Annotated in this window: 13 protein-coding genes; 8 read left to right on the forward strand and 5 right to left on the reverse strand. The window is 59.6% G+C overall.

The window, feature by feature from the left end:
• Positions 1 to 31: 31 nt before the first annotated feature.
• The 3 genes from AC1DUP_RS06215 to AC1DUP_RS06225 all read left to right on the forward strand — a co-directional run bounded on the left by AC1DUP_RS06215 (position 32) and on the right by AC1DUP_RS06225 (position 3426).
• Positions 32 to 1309 (forward strand): YeaH/YhbH family protein, encoded by a 1278-nt coding sequence (locus AC1DUP_RS06215; RefSeq protein ID WP_113307462.1) that lies wholly within the window; start codon positions 32 to 34, stop codon positions 1307 to 1309.
• The gene (locus AC1DUP_RS06220; RefSeq protein ID WP_113307463.1) at positions 1306 to 2871 is read left to right on the forward strand and encodes a SpoVR family protein; all 1566 of its coding nucleotides are present in this window, start codon (positions 1306 to 1308) and stop codon (positions 2869 to 2871) included. Before AC1DUP_RS06215 ends, AC1DUP_RS06220 begins: the two co-directional genes overlap by 4 nt.
• A gap of 123 nt (positions 2872 to 2994) precedes the next feature.
• The gene (locus tag AC1DUP_RS06225) at positions 2995 to 3426 is read left to right on the forward strand and encodes a hypothetical protein (RefSeq protein ID WP_113307464.1); all 432 of its coding nucleotides are present in this window, start codon (positions 2995 to 2997) and stop codon (positions 3424 to 3426) included.
• A gap of 25 nt (positions 3427 to 3451) precedes the next feature.
• On the opposite strand, the gene AC1DUP_RS06230 is transcribed toward AC1DUP_RS06225, so the two are convergent.
• The gene (locus AC1DUP_RS06230; protein ID WP_113307630.1) at positions 3452 to 4087 is read right to left on the reverse strand and encodes a glutathione S-transferase N-terminal domain-containing protein; all 636 of its coding nucleotides are present in this window, start codon (positions 4085 to 4087) and stop codon (positions 3452 to 3454) included.
• Positions 4088 to 4095: 8 nt separating this feature from the next.
• Positions 4096 to 4461, reverse strand: a complete 366-nt coding sequence (locus AC1DUP_RS06235) for a metalloregulator ArsR/SmtB family transcription factor (RefSeq protein WP_113307465.1) — start codon at positions 4459 to 4461, stop codon at positions 4096 to 4098.
• Positions 4462 to 4676: 215 nt separating this feature from the next.
• On the opposite strand from AC1DUP_RS06235, the gene AC1DUP_RS06240 reads away from it, so the two are divergent.
• The 5 genes from AC1DUP_RS06240 to AC1DUP_RS06260 all read left to right on the forward strand — a co-directional run bounded on the left by AC1DUP_RS06240 (position 4677) and on the right by AC1DUP_RS06260 (position 10446).
• Complete coding sequence (locus AC1DUP_RS06240) at positions 4677 to 5522, forward strand: ABC transporter substrate-binding protein (RefSeq protein WP_113307631.1); 846 nt, start codon at positions 4677 to 4679, stop codon at positions 5520 to 5522.
• Positions 5523 to 5532: 10 nt separating this feature from the next.
• Positions 5533 to 6663 carry an LLM class flavin-dependent oxidoreductase gene (locus AC1DUP_RS06245; RefSeq protein WP_113307466.1) on the forward strand — a complete coding sequence of 377 codons (1131 nt, stop codon included), beginning with the start codon at positions 5533 to 5535 and terminating at the stop codon, positions 6661 to 6663.
• A 24-nt stretch (positions 6664 to 6687) separates the two neighbouring features.
• Complete coding sequence (locus AC1DUP_RS06250) at positions 6688 to 8517, forward strand: TRAP transporter large permease subunit (protein ID WP_113307467.1); 1830 nt, start codon at positions 6688 to 6690, stop codon at positions 8515 to 8517.
• 17 nt (positions 8518 to 8534) lie between these two features.
• On the forward strand, positions 8535 to 9533 hold the full coding sequence (locus AC1DUP_RS06255; RefSeq protein WP_113307468.1) for a TRAP transporter substrate-binding protein: 999 nt from the start codon (positions 8535 to 8537) through the stop codon (positions 9531 to 9533).
• A 538-nt stretch (positions 9534 to 10071) separates the two neighbouring features.
• Positions 10072 to 10446: a DoxX family protein gene (locus tag AC1DUP_RS06260; protein WP_113307469.1), complete on the forward strand. Its 375-nt coding sequence runs from the start codon at positions 10072 to 10074 to the stop codon at positions 10444 to 10446.
• Between the two features lie 269 nt (positions 10447 to 10715).
• On the opposite strand, the gene AC1DUP_RS06265 is transcribed toward AC1DUP_RS06260, so the two are convergent.
• The 3 genes from AC1DUP_RS06265 to AC1DUP_RS06275 form a co-directional block, all read right to left on the reverse strand.
• Positions 10716 to 11783, reverse strand: coding sequence for a porin (locus AC1DUP_RS06265; protein ID WP_477832255.1), 1068 nt, complete (start codon positions 11781 to 11783; stop codon positions 10716 to 10718).
• Between the two features lie 510 nt (positions 11784 to 12293).
• Positions 12294 to 13970, reverse strand: a complete 1677-nt coding sequence (locus AC1DUP_RS06270; protein WP_113307471.1) for an ABC transporter ATP-binding protein — start codon at positions 13968 to 13970, stop codon at positions 12294 to 12296.
• Positions 13967 to 14911: an acetamidase/formamidase family protein gene (locus AC1DUP_RS06275; RefSeq protein ID WP_113307472.1), complete on the reverse strand. Its 945-nt coding sequence runs from the start codon at positions 14909 to 14911 to the stop codon at positions 13967 to 13969. The genes AC1DUP_RS06270 and AC1DUP_RS06275 overlap by 4 nt, the downstream gene beginning before the upstream one ends.
• Positions 14912 to 14957: the final 46 nt, after the last annotated feature.

The following is a 14957-nucleotide window of genomic DNA, read 5'->3' on the forward strand; positions in this document are numbered from 1 at the left end:
TGTCCGAGCGAGTACCCATGTAGGAGCAAACATGCACATCATTGACCGGCGGCTTAATCCGCGCGGTAAAAGTCTAGAAAATCGACAACGGTTTCTACGGCGTGCCAAGGACGCCGTCGGGCAAGCGGTAAAACAATCTTTGCAGAACCGCTCCATCCGCGATGTGCTTGATGGCGGCGAGGTCACTCTTCCGATAGGCGGCATGGCCGAACCGGGCCTTCACCGGGGCGGAGGGGGAATTCAGGATCGCATCCTTCCGGGCAACCAGAAATTCGTCGAGGGCGATTTCATCAGGCGTCCGCCGGCTTCAGGCGGCGGACGTTCGTCAGAGGCGGGGGAAGGCGATGGCGAAGACGGCTTCCGCTTCGTGCTTACCCGGCAGGAATTTCTCAACATCTTCCTAGAGGATCTGGAATTGCCTGACCTCGCCAAGCGCAGGCTGAGCGAGACCGAGGAAGTGACGCCGCAAAGGGCCGGTTTTTCCGTCTCCGGTTCTCCTTCCAATATAGCCGTCGGGCGCACCACACGCCTTGCCATGATGCGGCGCCTGGCACTTCACCGGCCGAAGGCAGAGGAAATAGAAGCGCTCCAGAAGCAGATCGACGAATGCGACGACGCGGAGGAGCGTCTTGCCCTGGAAGAGAAGCTGAAAACGCTGACCATCAAGAGCAAGCGCATCCCCTATATCGATCCGCTGGACGTGCGCTATCGGCGATTTGAAAACACGCCGAAACCTGTCGTGAAGGCGGTGATGTTCTGCCTCATGGACGTTTCCGGTTCCATGAGCGAGCATATGAAGGATCTCGCCAAGCGCTTTTACCTGCTTCTCTATCTCTTCCTGTCGCAGCGCTATGAAAAGGTGGAGATCGTCTTCATCCGGCATACGGAAAAGGCCGAGGAAGTCGATGAGGAAACCTTCTTCTACAGCCCGGCGACAGGCGGCACGCTGGTATCCAGTGCACTTGCCGTTATGCGCTCGATCGTTGCCGCACGCTTCGATCCGACTGAGTGGAATATCTATGCGGCGCAGGCCTCGGATGGCGATAACTCCTATTCCGACGGCGCTCTGACCGGCCAACTCCTGCAGCAGGAAATCCTGCCTGTCTGCCAGTACTTCGCCTATATCGAGGTTGGTGAGGAAGGCGGCGATTCCTCAATTTCGAGATCGCCGCTCTGGGCGCTTTATAATGAGATCCGGTCCGACGGTCTTCCGCTTGCCATGCGCAAGGTCTGCCGCAAGAACGAGATCTTCCCGGTCTTCCACGACCTGTTTCAGAAAAAGGCTGCCAAGGCAGGGGCTACGCCATGAAGACCAGCATTCGGCACAAGGAAAAGCTGCTGTTTGAAGGCGCTGACTGGGATTTCCCGACCCTGCAGCGCATTCATGACGCCTGTGAAAACATCGCGCTTGGAGAGCTTGGGCTCGATGTCTATCCGAACCAGATCGAGGTCATCACATCGGAACAGATGCTCGATGCCTATTCCTCGACGGGCATGCCGCTCTTCTATCGCCACTGGTCCTTCGGCAAGCACTTTGCCCATCATGAGGCCTTCTACCGCCGCGGGATGCGCGACCTCGCCTATGAGATCGTCATCAACAGTTCGCCCTGCATCTCCTATCTCATGGAGGAGAACACGGCGACCATGCAGACGCTGGTCATCGCACATGCAGCCTTCGGCCATAACCACTTCTTCAAGAACAACTATCTGTTCAAGCTCTGGACGGATGCCGAGGGCATCCTCGATTATCTCGATTTCGCCAAAAGCTACATCTCCCGTTGTGAGGAACGATATGGGGAGGTGGCCGTCGAGCGCACGCTGGACGCCGCGCATGCGTTGATGTCGCACGGCGTGCACCGCTACGCGGGCAAGACCCAGATTGACCTCAGGCAGGAAGAGAAGCGGTTGCAGGAGCGCCGCGCGCATGAGGAGAAGATCTTCAACGATCTCTGGCGGACGGTGCCGATCGGTCTCAAGCGTAATAAATCCGACCGCGATCTTGAGCGCAGACGTGCGGCGCTCGGTTTGCCACAGGATAATATCCTTTACTTCCTCGAAAAGTCGGCGCCCAGGCTTCATCCCTGGCAGCGCGAGATATTGCGCATCGTCCGCCACGTCGCCCAGTATTTCCATCCGCAGCGCCAGACCAAGGTGATGAACGAAGGGACCGCCACCTACGTCCATTACAAGATCATGCAGCGCCTGCACGAGCGCGGGCAGCTCAGCGACGGCAACTATTTCGAATTTCTGAAATCGCATACGAATGTCGTCTTCCAGCCGATGTACGAGGATCGGCGTTTCTCGGGCTTCAATCCCTATGCGCTGGGTTTTGCGATGATGCAGGATATCGAGCGCATCGTGACGGAGCCGACCGGGGAAGACCGCGAATGGTTTCCCGATATCGCCGGGCGGGGCGATCATATGGCCGTCCTGCGCGATATCTGGGCCAATTATCGCGACGAGAGCTTCGTCAGCCAGTTCCTGAGCCCGAACCTCATGCGGCGGTGGCGCATGTTCCAGCTCCACGATGATCCGGAGGTTCAGGAAGGTATTCTGGTTTCGGCGATCCATGACGAGCGCGGTTATCGACGCATCCGCCGGCAGCTCTCCCGCGGCTACGACATAGGCCACACCGACCCGGCTATCGAAATCGTCGACGTCGATCTGGCCGGCGATCGCAGATTGCTGTTGCAGCACCGGGCCAGCAATAACGAGTTCCTGGAAGAGGAGGATCTGAAGCTCGTCCTGCAACACCTAGCCGATCTCTGGACCTACGATGTTCTCCTGGAGGAGCTCGACAGCAAGGACAACATCGTCAGGAAACATGTCGCCCATCCGCGCACCTTTGCAAGACAAAGCGAATTTGCCTGAATGGGTGTGATTTCGCCTGCGTCTGGGAGGCAAGATTCTCCAAACGTGATTGGACAGGCAGCGCAGTTGGTATCAACCTTCAGAGTGGGGGCGTGCAGTCTATTTTCCAAATAGGAGGCCGCCATGGAACAATACGCAGTCGATCAGCTTAAGGCTATAGCCAAGGTCAGCCGTACCACTCCACAACTGTCTCGCGCCGAGCGCTTGGACCGGTGGGCGGCGCTCCTGGAAGGCGATTCCGCGCGTTCGCTCGTAACCCTTCGGGAAACCGAATATCTGCCCCGCGACCAGCGGATGATGATGAGGATCGCCGGCTCGCCCATATCCGTAGCCTATGCCGATCCGGTTCTGCGTGCCGCGGGTCTTGAGGGCGATACCTATGGGGATGCCCAGAGCTTCTTCGATCTTAACGATCGACAGCTGCACGGGCTCGTCTGCTCCTGCCATTTCGGAGCACAGGTCGATGCGGGTGTCGTCGCCCGCCATCTGAGAGCGACGTCTATATCCGGCTTCAAGGGCATCGTGGCGCGCATGCGGCTGCTTTTCACGCGATAGACCGACGGCGAAACAATTTTTACATTTAGAGACCGGGCAGCGGAACCGGGCCGGTGAAATGCGGCACTTCATAACCGCGTTTGACCTGCGGCCGGGCGGCAAGTTGAAGATACCAGCGACGGACATTCGGAAAGTCGCTGAGGTCGATCTTGTGACGCGCAAAGCGCGAAACCCAGGGCCAGACGGCCATGTCGGCGATGGAATAGTCGCCGGCGAGGTGCTCCCGGCCTTTGAGCCGGGCGTCGAGCGTTTCGTAGAGCCTGATGGTGTCCCGGCGGAAAAGCGCCTCGGCGAAGGGTGCGCGGCCTTCATTGTAGGTCAGAAAATAGTGCGCATGGCCGAGTGTCGGGCCGAAGCCGCCCATCTGCCACATCAGCCATTCGATGGTGTGATGGCGCGCAGCGCCTTCGCGCGGCAGGAACCGGCCGGTCTTTTCGGCGAGATAGAGGAGAATAGCTCCGGATTCGGCAAGCGTGATGCCGGTCTCGTGGTCGACGATGGCTGGGATCTTGCTGCCGGGATTGATCGCCAAGTAGCCGGCGGAAAACTGATCGCCTCTGGTGATATCGATCGTGTGGGTCTTGTAGGGAAGGCCGAATTCTTCGAGCGCAATCGATATCTTCATGCCGTTCGGCGTGATCCAGGTATAAAAATCGATCATCGGGATGGTCAATCGAACATCAGTTCGTCGACCGGCAGCTTTGCCATGCCGAAACGACCGGTAACGTCGTCGAGGCCGGAGAACATGTCCCGCAGCGCATGGACGATGGTCTCAACCCTCGGGTCGGCGACGCGATAGACGATAGCCTTGCCTTCACGGCGCCCTTCGATGATGCCAGCCTCGCGCAATTCAGCAAGTTGCTGCGAAAGCGTCGGCTGGCGGATGCCGAGTTCTTCCTCGAGCACTGAGACCGATGCTTCGGTTTCCATTAGATAGCAGACAATTGCGAGCCGGTTCGCATTGGCGACCAGCTTCAGAAGTTCGCTCGCCTCGCCGACGCTACGGCAGACCCTTGATGATACCGGCTTGGTCATGGCCACCTCTTCTATTCTATAAAAAAGTAAAGTGAACACATCGGAATTTCAATGCCGGACACGCTGACAGTGATGATGGCGGCAGAAGATTTTAATATCTGTAGATTTTATAGGTTTTTGATTTGCTTTCCCTTCGCTTCCCGGGACGCCATTTCTCGTCATCAATTTATAAAAAAGTAGATTGATCGCAATTGTAGTTCTCGAGCGGAATGAAGATGAGAATCGGCGTTCACCCCAACAATCTCCACCTCCGGCTCGCCAGCGTCTGGCCGGGTGCCCTTGCCAGTCTCGATCCGATCTTTGTTCCCTATAGTGAGGGCCGCGATACTGCGTCGCTGCTCGAAAGCGGCGCCATCCATGCGGGCGGAACGGGCTCGACGCCACCGATCGAGGCGGATGCCCGTGGTCTCGGCGTCGAATATATTGCCGCATCCGCGCCACGGCCCGCCAATGGCGCAATTTTCGTGTGCGCCGACAGCGATATCGGCTCCGTCGCCGATCTTGCCGCACGCAGAATTTCGCTGATTGATGGTTCGTTTCACACCTATCTGCTTGCCCGCAGCCTGGAGGGCGAGGGTCTTGCGCTTGGAGACGTGGAGCGCATCGAAAGCGGTACGCGAGATTCCCTGACGGAACTGCTGGAGGGCCGGGTGGACGCCTGGGTTGCGATGTCGCCGCGGCTGGAGAAGGTGATCGGGCGGACCGATCTCCGTCTCATCGTACGCTGCGGCGCCACTATTCCCAATCGGTCGCTATTCTGGAGCCTTTTGCGCGCCGGGCTCTCTTCCGCCGAAGTCGCCGGTATCGCCTCGGAGCTTGCCCGGGTTGGCCGCGAGATTACTGCGGACCCGGTGAGGGCGGCTCATCTTCTGGCGGAAAACGACCGCAGCGGCACCGATGCCGAAGCCTGGGAGCGGGTGGTGCGCTCGCGCGATTTCTCGGTCGTGCCGATCGATGCAGCAGTGCTTGCCGAGCAGCAGGAAGAGGCAGACACGCTTTTCCGCCATGGCCATTTTGATCGCGCGGTCGCCATTGTCGGGCCGCTGGAAGCAACGAAGTGAGGAGCCGGGGATGAACGTCTTCTGGTATATGTGCGCGCCTGACGGCGCTTATCCGTGGCAGCCGGAAGGCTCCCGTCAGGTCGATTACGGCTATTACAAGCAACTCGCCCAGGCCTATGACCACCTTGGTTATACCGGTGCGCTGTTTGCTACCGGTGCTCACGATGTCTGGGTGCTGGCAAGTGCGCTGCTCTCCTATACCGAAAGGCTGCGATTCCTCGTTGCCATCCATCCGGGTCTCGTCGCACCGACATTGCTTGCCAAAATGGCCGCGACCTTCCAGGAATTTGCCCGCGACCGCCTGCTGATCAATGTCGTCTCAGGCGATGCCAAGATGCTCGGCGCCTATGGCATGATGCTGCCGCATGACGAACGCTATGATATGGCGGACGAATATCTGCAGCTCTGGCATCGCCTCTTTGCCGGTGAAAGCGTTACCCATCAGGGCAAGTATTTCTCCACCGATGGCGCCAAGCTCGCCTTGCCCGTCGGCGAAAGCATCGCCCCGCCACCGCTCTGGTTCGGTGGTTCCTCCGACAAGGCGCTCGATGTCGCGGCAAAACATGTCGATACCTACCTGTCCTGGGGCGAAACGCCTGAGCAGATCAAAGGCAAGGTCGAGGCCGTGAAGGTGCGTGCCGCCCAATACGAACGCGAGCTCGAATATGGCATCCGCCTTTATGTGATCGTGCGCGATACGGACGAGAAGGCGTGGGAAGCTGCCGCCGACCTTTACGGCCGCATGGATGATGCGGCGATTGCCGCCAACCAGCGCTTCGTCGCTCGCAGCGATTCCGTCGGCCAGCAGCGCATGACGGCTCTGCATGGAGGCCTGAAGCCAGCCAACCTGCGTGATCTCGAAGTCGCCCCGAACCTCTGGGCCGGAATCGGTCTCGTGCGGCCCGGCCCCGGGACGGCAATTGTCGGCTCACCGGATACGGTGCTGCGCACGCTTGAGGCCTATCAGAAGGCCGGCGTCGAAACCTTTATTCTTTCCGGCATGCCGCTGCTTGAGGAAGCCTATCGTTTCGGCGAAAAGGTTCTGCCGCGTCTCGATGTCAGCAGGGAAGTGTCGAAGGCGCGCAACTACACCTGGTCGACTCTCTTCGATCGCGACCTTTCCACCGTCAAGAGCGCCTGACCCTCCGGCAAGAAAGCAAGTTCCGTGGCAGCAAGCGAATTCCATCCAGCTGAACAGGAGACGACGGGTAACGGGCTTGCAGCCCGCATCCTGAGGGCGATCGAAGCCGTACTTGGCGTCGCCGCCGCGTCAGTGCTTGCCGTGCTGCTTGTCATGGTGCTGGTCAGCGTCTGCATGCGCTATTTCTTCGCGGCCGGCTTCATCGGTGCGGAAGATCTCGGCATCTGGCTGCATGTGCTGCTGATCGCACTCGGCGCGCCGCTCAGCCTCAACAGTGCGCTTGCCATGCGTCTCGATGTCTTCGTCAACATGCTGCCGGAGCGGCTGCGTCCGGCAACGCAGATCTTAGCCGATGTCTTTACCGTGCTCTCTGGCCTCATCCTGAGCTTTGGCGGCAGCGAGATCATGACCATGCTCGGCGGCACGTCCCCGACGCTCGGCGTGCCGGAATGGATCCGCTTCGGTTTCCTCGGCGCCGGAGGCGCGCTGATCCTCGTCGTCCTTCTGCTGCAGCGCATCGCTGAAGGAAGGGCTTGGCCGGTCCTCCTCTCGATCGCCATCGGTGCTGCACTCTATACCGGCATTCCCTTGATCTCCATCGAACTCGACTGGCCGCCCAGCATCTTTCTCGGGCTGATCGCCGCGATTGGTCTTGTGCTCGCAGCACCGCTGCCGCATGCTTTTCTGGCCGCCGCCTATGTGGTGATTGCCTTCGGCAGCAGCCTTCCGGAACCGGCCATCGTCTCTTCGACGGTCACCGGTATTTCAAAATTCCTGCTGCTTGCCATTCCCTTCTTCCTGCTTGCAGGCGGCCTTCTGACGGCATCGGGCGTTGCCAACCAGCTGGTGCGCTTTGCCGCTGCCATGGTCGGTCATCGCCGCGCCGGTCTTGCGCAGACGACGCTGCTCACCAGCGTGCTCTTTTCCGGTGCCTCCGGCTCCTCGGTTGCCAATGCCGCGTTCGGCGCATCCACCTTCCAGCCGGAACTCGTCCGGCACGGCTATCCGCCGGCAAAGGCTGCGGCGATCATCGCTGCGACCTCGGTGCTCGACAATGTCATCCCGCCATCGATCGCCTTTCTGATCCTTGCAACCGCCACCAATCTGTCGGTCGGTTCACTGCTGGTCGGCGGCTTCTTCGCCGGCGGGCTAATGGCCATCTGCCTTGCGGTTGCCATTCATCTGACGGTCCGCGACCAAGCGCCACTGCCGCGGGCCACATCTGCGCAACGCTGGCAATCGGCCGTCCAGGCAATTCCGGCCTTCGGTCTCGGCGTCATCGTCGTGGTTGGTATCCGTATCGGCATCGTCACGACGACCGAAGCTGCAGCCCTTGCCGCCTTCTATACTTTCCTGCTTGGCATCGGTGCGCGGCTTGGCATCTATTCGCTGTATGCCGCTTTCCGGCAGGCTGCCGTCGAGGCGGCAGCGATCGGCCTGCTGATCGGCACGGCTGGCCCCTTTGCCTTCCTTTTGGCCGTCGACGATGTCTCTGGCCTGATCTCACATCTGACGACGGTGCTCGGCGGCAGCGCGCTTGCGGTGATCCTGCTGTCGAACATCATCCTGCTGATCGTCGGGCTGGTTCTCGATATCGGCGCTGCAATCCTGCTGTTCGGGCCGATCCTGCTACCGGCCGCAGTCGCCGCCGGCATCGACCCCATCCATTTCGGTGTCATCATCGTGGTCAACCTGATGATCCACGGCCTGACTCCGCCACTCGGCATGCTGATCTTCGTCGTCAGCGGTGTCACCCGCATTCCAGCCTCCGCCCTCTTCAAGGCTGTTGTTCCCTACCTGCTTGCTCTTCTCGTCTCGCTCGCAATCCTTTGCGCCTGGGCGATCATCTTCTAACCGACAGGATCTCATCCATGGATAACCTCAATCGACGCAATTTCCTGAAGACCGCAGCGATCGCGGGCACCGCCCTTGCCGCACCGGGCTTCGTTCGCACCGCGGCTGCGCGGACGACGGCGATCACCATTGCCTCGCTGCTTGGTGACGATAAACCGGAGACCAAGATCTGGGTGAAGATCAGCGAACTGGTCGAAGCCAAACTGCCTGGCCAATTCAAGTTCAATATCGTCAAGAACGGTGCGCTTGGCGGCGAAAAGGAAGTGGCAGAGGGTGTTCGCCTCGGCTCCATCCATGCCAGCCTTTCGACTGTCTCTTCGCTCTCCGGCTGGGCGCCGGAACTGCAGATCCTTGACCTTCCCTTCCTGTTCCGTGATGCCGATCATGTCCGCCGCACCGTTAGCGGCGATGTCGGCACCGATCTGAAAGGCAAGCTGCAGGCACAGAGTTTCGTCGTCGGTGATTTCATCAATTATGGCGCCCGCCATCTCCTGACCAAGGAGCCGGTGACGCGCCCGGAACAGCTCAAGGGCAAGCGCATCCGCGTCATCCAGAGCCCGTTGCACACCAGGCTCTGGAGCGCCTTCGGCACAACGCCGATCGGCATTCCGATCACCGAAACCTATAATGCGCTGGCAACGGGCGTCGCTGACGCCATGGACCTCACCAAATCCGCCTATGCCGGCTTCAAGCTCTATGAGGTCGTGCCCTACATGACCGAGACCGGTCACATCTGGGCGTCGGGCATCGTCTATTATTCATCGACTTTCTGGGATGGCCTGAACGACGAACAGAAGGCGGTCTTCCAGCAGGCGTCCACCGAAGGCGCTGCCTACTTCAACCAGCTCATCGTCGACGATGAGGCGGCATCCGTAGAAGTCTCACTGAAGAACGGAGGCAAGCTGTTGAAGCCGGAAGCCTTCGAGGAATGGCAGAAGGGTGCCCAGGGCGTCTGGGACGACTTCGCGCCCGTCGTCGGCGGACTGGACCGCATCAAGGCCGTTCAGTCCGCCTGATAAAGTTCCGAGGAGACGGGAATAACATGCAGCCGTGTGTTATTCCCGTCTGACCTGTCAGCCCTCTTGTCGATACGCTGAGGCGACCGCTAGGCCCATCAGATAGACACGCCGCCGCTTAGATCGCGTCGCCTTCGCGTCGCCGACCCCGAATGAAGATCTCGGATCGTTCACAGGAGTTGTGGAGACGACGTGTCCGCCGCGCGCGGTTCTGGCTGCCGGTCGCTTGGCGAATCCAGCAAGCACGACCTGATCGTAACCGAGGTCGCGCGGGCAGATGGCGTAGCCGCTGCAAAGGCGGCATATCGCATGTGGAAATCGTCAGCGATGCCAGCGTCGTCTTCCTTCGACGAGAGAAAAGTAGCCGACAAGGGAGGCACTGGCTGCGTAAAGCGGCAATCATCAGCCGCACCGTTTGAACTGTAAGAATCATCAGACGCGGATAATCAAATCCCCGGCTATAAGGTTTCTGGCGAATTGACAGTATCGGGGCCACACCATAAGCCGGACTGTGACCGGCAATTAGGAGGCAGCGATAATGTCGATCTGGATTGGGCGAATTCTGTCAGCGGTGGTCGTTATTCTGCTCCTCGCTGATGCAGGCATTAATCTCTTTGCACCTGGGGTCATAAGGGCGGAAATGGAAGCAACCGGTTTCCCCGTCAATCTCGCCCCGGCGCTCGGCATTATTATCGCGGTCTGCGCGGTCCTTTATGCTGTTCCGAAAACAGCCTTCCTTGGCGCTATACTCGTAACCGGCTTTCTCGGCGGCGCAATTTGCACGCACTTCCGCCTGGGCGAATTTTTTACGCCTCCCCAGATCATCTGCCTATTTCTTGGCTTTGCAGCATGGGGCGGCCTTTATCTGCGCGACCCGAGACTGCGCCAGTTGATGCCGCTGAATATGGTTTGAGCGCGGGGCCGCCTCATCCTGGAATATGAAAAGGGTGGGCCATGGCCTCTACTCTGTCCATCGGATTACCCAGGCTCGCACAATAAAAAAGCTCGCCCTCGGGTGAGGGCGAGCTAATACCATCTACAGGAGTGGAATTCTGTATCGATGGGTGAGGCCGATCCAGCAGGGAACCGGACCGACCTCAGTCTTCTGAATTGGAGGTCACCAACGCAGAAGCCTGTGATGAAAAACCCCGAGATGCAATCCCGGGGTCTTCAATGTTCAGATTAGAACGAGCGCTGCAGACGGAAGTAACCGGTCGTGAAGTCGTCGCTATCTTCCGGATCCAGGTACTGTACCGAGGCCTTGGCGTAGAAGTTGTCAACGATCTGGTAGTCAACCGTCAGGCCAACCTTCCAGGCATCGCCGGTACCGTCGAAGTCATCCGGAACGGTGTCGAACGCGCTGTGACCGCCGATGTAGTTGCCGTAGTACTGAACACCAGGGGTGATCTTCAGCTTGTCCGTTGCCTTGATGGCGTATTCGGCAGCAACTGCCCATTCAGCCGTCGAGTAGTAGGAGTTCGGGCCGCTGGAGTAGACAGCAGCGAGGCCGAGCGTGCCCGGGCCGAGTTCAGCCGTGCCCATAGCGCGGATAGCGCCGTCTTCGTTGTCGAAGTCCCAGCCGCCGGTAACCTGGTAGCTGAAGGCACCAGCCGTGCCGCCGATGCCGAAGGCAACGCCGACATTGTTCGGACCATCGTTAGCAACGAGGTCGCCCGTGAGCGGATCCACGTCGCCCTGGTAGACACCGTCTTCCAGTTCGTCGACGCTGATACCAGCGTAGAAGGAACCGGTTTCGTACTGATAACGGAGCGAGTTATGCAGCGTTACGACAGAACCGATGTCGTCGGTTTCGCCGGAGAGACCATCGTCCCACCAGGAGTAGAAGAGACCAGCGCGGAAGCCAGCGACGTCCAGGTAAGCGGAGTCGAGGATCGTGTCCTGGTTCGTTGCGTTGTCAGCGTTAGCCTGGAGAACGATTACGCCGGTGAGCGGACCGTATTCGGTGTCGCTCTTGGCTGTGAACTGAACCTGACCACGGGTAACTGCATCCCAGTCAGAGTCGTTGTCACCGCCGACGTTCGAGCCGACGTTGACCTGGAAACGGATGTAACCTTCGATCTTCAGGCAGGTTTCCGTGCCCGGGATATAGAAGTAGCCGGTGCCGTAGGCGTCGCAGACGCGAACGTATTCAACCGGTTCCGGCTCGGCAGCGACGATTGCGTCTGCTGCGAATGCCGGTGCAGCGATGAGGGCAGCTGCAGAACCAAGCAACATCATACGAATGTTCATGGAAAGCCAATCTCCTAAGTTCGAGTGCGTTCCACGAAAGAACGTCCCCTCTGATAAAACCCGATTAATTCGGTAAGAGCTAAAATAGCTGAAAGGCGCGAGGGCTCAACAACGAATGCTCTCATTTTGTAGAGAATTCTAACTAAACCATGGTGTGTGTGACAGATGTACAACAGTCCTTGCGCGGGTATTAACAAGAGGTAAAACAGAATAGCAAAATATTGCTATATTAGTACGACTTAGCCGAATTGGTGGCGACAAAATCGGCACGGCGGTTTGCCGCGCAATCCTGAATTTATCGAGAACGATCGGGTTCCGGGCCCGTATTTGCACATCGGGGACAGGCCGCCGAAGGAAAATCCGGCTGACAAAGGGATTGAAGCCGCCAGACGCGGCCGGCATTCAATCGCGCCGTGAGTCGCTCCAAACGATGGTTCGACGGAGGCCGAGGGCAAGCCCCGTGGAGGCGCACCGCTTCTGGGAACGCGCTCTATTCCTTATCACGGAATCTCACACCCGTGCGCGCTGCGCTTCCGGATCGGGGATCGGAACGGCGGCCATCAGAGCCCTCGTATAGTCTTCTCCCGGGTGCTCAAAGATCTGGCGACGGGTGCCGGCTTCTACGATCCTGCCGCCGCGCATGACGGCGACCTTATGCGACATGCGTTCGACGACCGCCATGTCATGCGAGATGAAGAGGTAAGAGAGCCCCATGCTTTCCTGCAACTCCAGCATCAGATCAAGCACGCGGGCGCGGACAGACACGTCGAGTGCCGCAACGCTTTCATCAGCAACGATCAGCTTCGGCTCGAGCGCTAAGGCGCGGGCAATGCAAATGCGCTGGCGCTGACCGCCGGAAAATTCATGCGGATAGCGCGTGGCGGCGTCCGCTGTCAGGCCGACACGGCGCAGGAGTTCTGCGACCCTGTCCCGTCGCTCGGATTTGCTGGCGATGCCATGAATGACCAGTGGTTCAGCGATTGCGGTGCCGACCGCCATGCGCGGGTCGAGCGAGGCATAGGGGTCCTGAAAGATCATCTGCGCAGTGCGGCGTATCGGCTGCATTTCGCGATGGCTGAGGCCAGCAATATTGCGGCCGCCGATCAACACATTGCCCGTGAAGGGGATGAGGCCGAGCACCGCCTTGCCCGTCGTCGACTTTCCTGATCCGCTTTCTCCGACGAGACCGAGTGTTTCGCCCGGCAGGATATCGAAGGAGACGTCGCTGACGGCTGCAGCCGGTGCCTTGCCTTTGAAGAGAAGGCTTGCCGCACCGCCATAGGTGACGTTAAGGCCACGCACATTCAGAACCGGGGTCCGGTCGGGATGCAGGGTCTCGACGCCGCGAGACGTGATGCGCGTCGGACCGTCCGTGCCGGTAAAAGCACCAAGGCGCGGCACGGCCGAAAGCAGCTGCTGCGTATAGGTCTGGCGCGGTGCGCGGAAAATGGTGACCGCCGGGCCTTGCTCGATGACGCCGCCATTCTGCATGATGATGACGCGGTCGGCCATTTCAGCGACAACGCCCATGTCGTGGGTGATGAGGATGATCGATGTGCCGAATTCCGACTTCAGCTCACGCATGAGCTTGAGGATTTGTGCCTGCACCGTCACGTCGAGCGCCGTGGTCGGCTCATCGGCGATCAGCACCTTGGGACGGCAGGAGAGCGCCATGGCGATCATCACGCGCTGCCGCATGCCACCCGATAGTTCGTGTGGATATTGCTTCAGCCGCCGGGCAGGATCGGTGATCTGCACGGCATCGAGCATCTGTAGCGCGATTGCCTCGGCATTCTCGCTGCCCTGATGCTCGCGGATCGCCTCCGTCAGCTGTGCGCCGATCGACATGACCGGGTTGAGCGACGTCATCGGCTCCTGGAAGACCATAGCGATATCGCCGCCGCGCACGCCGCGCATGGTCCGATCGGAAAGTTTCAGCAGATCGCGTTCGCCGAGCATGATGCTGCCTGAGGCGACCTGGAGGGAGGCCTTCGGCAGCAATCCCATGATCGACAATGACGTCACCGATTTGCCTGAACCGGATTCTCCGGCCAGGCAAAGCGTTTCGCCGCTCGCCAGATCAAAGCTGATATCTTTCAGGACCGGTTTGCGTCCCTCCGGCGTTCGCGCATCGACACTGAGATTGCGGACGCTGAGAATGGGCGCGGCGGGCATGGCTTCAATCACGCGAATACGATCCTCGGGAAGTAGAAGGAGACGACCCAGTTTGGCATATCGACGATTTCGCTGATGCGCAGATCGCCGCAGACCGAGCAGAGCAGATAGGCATCGACCGCGCTCATGCCATGCTCGGCGGTCAGAAGATCGATCATGCGCATCACACTTTCGCGCGCGCCTGTCATCAGGTCGGGGCCGATGCCGGTGGTGACTTCATAGCCCATACCATCGAGATGGCGAGTGACGGGTTCGGTCGTCGTGAAACGCGGCGTCTGCAGGCGCACATCCTTGACGAGCTCGATTGTCGCCTCGACATTCATCTGGCTTTCGATCGCGGTACCGCAGACTTCGCCGTCACCCTGTGCGGCATGCGTATCGCCTATAGAGAAGAGTGCGCCCTCGACCTCGATCGGCAGATAGAGCGTCACACCGGCGGTCAGGTCGCGAATATCCATATTGCCGCCGACGCGGCGTGGCGGCACGACGGAATGGGTGCCGGGCTCGGCGGGAGCAACGCCGATGGTCCCGGCAAAGGGCTTCAGCGGTACACGGCCGCCGGGGCCGTAAAGAGCAGGCGTCATGCTGTTGGCGTCATAGGACCAGACATGCAGTGCCGGATCCTTGAACTGGTCGGCGAGCAGGCCGAAGCCCGGAATATTGGCCGTCCAGCCGGTGCCCGAGGGGATGAACTTGCGCAGTGTCACCTTCAATGCGTCGCCAGGCTTGGCGCCCTCGACGTAGATCGGGCCGGAGACCGGGTTGATCTTGCCGAAATCCAGATTGTTCAGCGTATCCAGCGTCGCATCGCTGCCGAGCTGGCCGCCCGAGGAATCCAGGCATTCGAAATGGATGGTCTCGCCAGGCTTGGCGACGACGGCCGGTGCGAAGTCCTTATTCCAGCCAAAATTATGCTGGGCGCGGTGAATGGTGTGGGTGCAGGCAATGCACATAAGGTGTCTCCCTCGATTTTATAGAGCCTTCCCGGCCAAACCGGGA

This window comes from Rhizobium sp. 01L419, assembly GCF_056400025.1.

Coding starts and splice junctions, on each gene's coding strand:
- AC1DUP_RS06265 (WP_477832255.1), bottom strand. CDS start 11,783: ATGAACATTCGTATGATGTTGCTTGGTTCTGCAGCTGCCCTCATCGCT.
- AC1DUP_RS06260 (WP_113307469.1), top strand. CDS start 10,072: ATGTCGATCTGGATTGGGCGAATTCTGTCAGCGGTGGTCGTTATTCTG.
- AC1DUP_RS06245 (WP_113307466.1), top strand. CDS start 5,533: ATGAACGTCTTCTGGTATATGTGCGCGCCTGACGGCGCTTATCCGTGG.
- AC1DUP_RS06215 (WP_113307462.1), top strand. CDS start 32: ATGCACATCATTGACCGGCGGCTTAATCCGCGCGGTAAAAGTCTAGAA.
- AC1DUP_RS06225 (WP_113307464.1), top strand. CDS start 2,995: ATGGAACAATACGCAGTCGATCAGCTTAAGGCTATAGCCAAGGTCAGC.
- AC1DUP_RS06275 (WP_113307472.1), bottom strand. CDS start 14,911: ATGTGCATTGCCTGCACCCACACCATTCACCGCGCCCAGCATAATTTT.
- AC1DUP_RS06220 (WP_113307463.1), top strand. CDS start 1,306: ATGAAGACCAGCATTCGGCACAAGGAAAAGCTGCTGTTTGAAGGCGCT.
- AC1DUP_RS06235 (WP_113307465.1), bottom strand. CDS start 4,461: ATGACCAAGCCGGTATCATCAAGGGTCTGCCGTAGCGTCGGCGAGGCG.
- AC1DUP_RS06230 (WP_113307630.1), bottom strand. CDS start 4,087: ATGATCGATTTTTATACCTGGATCACGCCGAACGGCATGAAGATATCG.
- AC1DUP_RS06240 (WP_113307631.1), top strand. CDS start 4,677: ATGAGAATCGGCGTTCACCCCAACAATCTCCACCTCCGGCTCGCCAGC.
- AC1DUP_RS06255 (WP_113307468.1), top strand. CDS start 8,535: ATGGATAACCTCAATCGACGCAATTTCCTGAAGACCGCAGCGATCGCG.